Source organism: uncultured Mucilaginibacter sp. (assembly GCF_903913935.1).
Lineage (GTDB): Bacteria > Bacteroidota > Bacteroidia > Sphingobacteriales > Sphingobacteriaceae > Mucilaginibacter.
Map to the genome: position 1 here is coordinate 1 of NZ_CAIWNH010000309.1, position 4,207 is coordinate 4,207.

Here is a 4,207-nt window from a genome sequence, read left to right on the forward strand (position 1 = left end):
AAGCAAATGCGAAAAGCTTTAAACTGGGTTGAATATTTTCCATGGTTTTGCCGCAATTTTAAGTATTTTGGCAATTTTTTATTGTTTAATTTATAATATTTTCGATAGAATATGGGTGATACAATATTTGGATAAATAATAGCCAGTTATCTTCCCCCTCAGAATGTAAAATGGCGGGCACTGTTTAACTATTACTAAAATTAAAGAAATTCTAAATGAGCGAGATTTTAAAAACCTATATTTGTTTATAAAAAATGAACCAAATGGATAGATCAGCAAGGATTTACATAGCAGGACACCGGGGAATGGTTGGATCGGCTATTCATCGGAAACTTGAAAAAGAAGGTTTTAGCAACTTTATTACCAGGACTTCGGCGAACCTTGATTTACGGGACCAGCGGCAGGTAGCAGATTTTTTTGAACTTGAAAAACCCGATTATGTTTTTCTGGCTGCTGCCAAAGTAGGGGGTATAATGGCTAATAACATTTACAGGGCCGAATTTTTATATGATAATTTACAGATCCAAAACAACGTAATCCATAATGCATACCTGAATAATGTTAAAAAGTTAATGTTTTTAGGATCCAGCTGTATTTATCCAAAGATGGCGCCTCAGCCACTGAAGGAAGAATATTTGCTCACTGGCCCGCTTGAGCACACCAACGAACCATATGCTATTGCGAAAATTGCCGGTATTAAAATGTGCGATGCTTATCGCGACCAGTACGGTTGTAATTTTATTTCTGTAATGCCAACCAATTTATATGGTTATAACGATAATTATCATCCCCAAAACTCTCACGTACTACCTGCTTTAATAAGGCGTTTTCATGAAGCTAAAGAACAAAATGCTCCTGCTGTAACTATTTGGGGAACAGGATCACCAAAAAGAGAATTTTTGTTTGCTGATGACCTGGCTGATGCATGCTATTATTTAATGCAAAATTTTGATGAGGCGGGACTTGTAAATATCGGTACAGGACAAGATGTTACTATTAAAGATCTTGCCTTGTTGATAAAAAAGATAGTAGGTTATGAAGGCGAAATAAATTTCGACTCTTCAAAACCGGATGGAACTCCGCGGAAACTAATGGACGTGAGTAAATTACATGATAAAGGCTGGCAACATAAAATTGAACTTAAGGAAGGAATATCGTTAGCTTACCAGGACTTTTTGTCAAAAGAAAATATTGCAATTAGCTAAACAACCTGGCGCCAGCTACGTATAACTATTAAAGAAGTAAATGAAAAAAATAATTATTACCGGAGGTGCCGGTTTTATTGGGTCGCATGTTGTCCGGCGTTTCGTAAGCAGGTATCCCCAATATTTAATAATTAATGTTGATGTGCTTACTTATGCAGGCAACCTGGAAAACCTTGTAGATATAGAAGACCAGTCAAACTACGTCTTTGAGAAAGCAGACATTAAGGATAAAGCGACGATCAGTGCTATTTTTGATAAATATGGGGTAACGGATATTGTTCACCTGGCAGCGGAATCGCATGTAGACAGGTCGATATTAAGCCCAATGGATTTTGTTTATACCAATGTTATCGGAACGGTAAATTTGCTTGAACTGGCCAAGGAAAAATGGAAGGCTGATTACAATGGTCATTTATTTTACCACATTTCAACTGACGAAGTTTATGGCGCTTTGGGAGAGGAAGGCCTTTTTACCGAAGAAACCAGGTACGATCCGCATTCACCATACAGTGCCAGCAAGGCCGCGTCAGATCATTTTGTGCGTGCTTACAATGATACCTATGGTATAAAAACCATTATCTCAAATTGTTCCAACAATTACGGACCAAATCACTTCCCGGAAAAATTAATTCCGTTAAGTATTAATAACATCATCAATAATAAGCCGCTGCCGGTTTATGGTGACGGAAAATATACACGCGATTGGCTCTATGTAAAAGATCACGCCATTGCAATCGACCTGTTGTTTCATGAAGGTAAAATCGGCGATACTTATAATATCGGCGGATTTAACGAGTGGAAAAACATTGACCTGGTGATGCTGTTATGCAAACAAATGGATGAAAAGCTTGGTCGGGAGCCTGGTACCAGCCAGCAACTCATCACGTATGTTAAAGACAGACCCGGGCACGACAGAAGATATGCTATTGATGCCGGAAAGATAAACAAAGAATTGGGATGGAAACCTTCAGTAACATTTGAAGAAGGCCTTTCAGAAACGATAGACTGGTTTCTGAATAATAAAACGTGGCTAAACAATGTAACGAGCGGCGCCTATGCCAGCTATTATAACCATCAATACGAAAACCGATAACTAGTTACACCTGAAATGACATTTATACCTACTGCGCTTGAAGGGTGCTTTATTATTGAGCCACGTATATTTAACGATGGTCGGGGCTTTTTTTTTGAATCGTATAATGCAAATACATTTAACGAGGGGATTGGTGCTGAAATTGTCTTTGTACAGGACAACCAGTCTTTTTCAACCCGTGGTGTTTTAAGAGGGCTTCATTTTCAGAAAGGTGAATATGCCCAATCTAAGCTGGTGCGGGTTACCAGGGGCGCAGTATTGGATATTGCTGTTGATCTGCGTAAAAAATCGCCGACATTCGGGCAAATGTTTTCAATAGAATTATCAGAAGAGAATAACAGGCAGTTATTTATACCACGAGGTTTTGGGCATGGCTTTATTGTGCTGAGCGATGAAGCTGTTTTTCAGTATAAGTGTGATAATTATTATAATAAAGCTTCAGAAGGAGGTGTTCATTATGCCGATCCTGACCTTGATATTAATTGGGGGATGCCATTTGATGAATTATTAGTGTCTGATAAAGATAAGGAGCTTCCATTTTTAAAAGATGCACCCGACCTTGGATTTTAAATGATCAATTGTTTTGTAACTTTATATAAAATCAAGTTCCCATTCGCCAACAGACCATAACTGCCTGACGTAATAAACCTAAAAATCTTGTATAATGAATAATATTGTTGTTTTTGGTGCATCTGGTCAATTAGGGCAGTGTTTAAAAGACTTTACCGAAAAAAATGGGATACCATCAGTTTATTTCCCGTCAGAAACTGAAGCAAATATTCTTGATAATGATGCTTTGACAAAGGTATTTGATACTTATAAACCTTCCTTTAGCATCAACTGTGCGGCTTATACAGCAGTCGACAAGGCCGAAGATGACCAGGAATTGGCATTAAAGATCAACAAAACAGGGGTGGAAAACATAAGCAGGCATTGCGTGGCCAATGGTTCTGCACTCATTCATATCTCAACTGATTTTGTTTTTAAAGGTGATCAGCCAACACCGCGCAATGAAGGTGACCTTGCGGAACCGATTAGTGTTTATGGTGAAACTAAACTCGACGGCGAACTAGCTGTTAAAGCGATTTTGGATAAATATTTTATCATCCGTACGGGTTGGCTTTACTCGGAATATGGTAACAACTTTGTAAAAACCATGCTGAAGCTGGGTGCAGAAAGGGATGAGTTGAAGATCATTGCCGATCAAACCGGAACACCAACTTACGGGATGGACCTCGCCGCCTGTATTATGCATATTATCAGCGTAAACAGCCATCACTATGGTACTTATCACTATAGCAACGAAGGGTTGGCCTCATGGTATGATTTTACGAAGGCAATTTTTGATCTGTCGGGTACCGAAGTAAGAACGCTGCCTATTAAAACATCAGAGTACATCACAAAGGCAACAAGACCGGCTTATTCGGTAATGGATAAAAGTAAAATAAAACAAACTTTCCATATAGAAATTCCTTATTGGAGAGAGAGCTTGTCAATTTGTATTGACAGATTAAAAACAAAATAAACCACTACATGAAAGGAATTATTTTAGCAGGCGGATCTGGCACCAGGCTTTATCCAATAACCAGGGCCATCAGTAAGCAACTGATGCCTATTTATGATAAGCCGATGATTTATTACCCTTTATCTGTTTTGATGCAGGCGGATATCAGGGAGGTTTTGATTATCACAACCCCAGAAGACAATGAAAGCTTTAAACGCCTGCTTGGCGATGGCCGCGAACTGGGCTGTAACTTTGAATATGCCATACAGGAAAAACCAAACGGTCTTGCACAGGCCTTTGTGATCGGCGAAAAATTTATTGGCACTGATAAGGTTGCTTTAATTTTGGGCGATAATATATTTTACGGCACAGGCTTTAATGAATTGATCCGTAGTTTTAACAACG

At 38.7% G+C, this 4,207-nt stretch carries 5 protein-coding genes; all 5 read left to right on the forward strand.

Features of this window, described 5'->3' with window-relative positions; genetic code table 11:
* The first annotated feature begins 263 nt into the window (after nucleotides 1-263).
* Nucleotides 264-1,205: a GDP-L-fucose synthase gene (locus tag QZY09_RS12175; RefSeq protein WP_295672747.1), complete on the forward strand. Its 942-nt coding sequence runs from the start codon at nucleotides 264-266 to the stop codon at nucleotides 1,203-1,205.
* A 40-nt stretch (nucleotides 1,206-1,245) separates the two neighbouring features.
* Nucleotides 1,246-2,298 (forward strand): dTDP-glucose 4,6-dehydratase, encoded by a 1,053-nt coding sequence (gene rfbB / locus QZY09_RS12180; RefSeq protein ID WP_295672749.1) that lies wholly within the window; start codon nucleotides 1,246-1,248, stop codon nucleotides 2,296-2,298.
* 15 nt (nucleotides 2,299-2,313) lie between these two features.
* Nucleotides 2,314-2,868: a dTDP-4-dehydrorhamnose 3,5-epimerase gene (gene rfbC / locus QZY09_RS12185; protein ID WP_295672751.1), complete on the forward strand. Its 555-nt coding sequence runs from the start codon at nucleotides 2,314-2,316 to the stop codon at nucleotides 2,866-2,868.
* 94 nt (nucleotides 2,869-2,962) lie between these two features.
* On the forward strand, nucleotides 2,963-3,823 hold the full coding sequence (gene rfbD / locus QZY09_RS12190; RefSeq protein WP_295672752.1) for a dTDP-4-dehydrorhamnose reductase: 861 nt from the start codon (nucleotides 2,963-2,965) through the stop codon (nucleotides 3,821-3,823).
* Nucleotides 3,824-3,831: 8 nt separating this feature from the next.
* Nucleotides 3,832-4,207, forward strand: a 376-nt coding sequence (locus tag QZY09_RS12195) for a sugar nucleotidyltransferase (RefSeq protein WP_295672753.1), incomplete at its 3' end; no start/stop codon positions are given.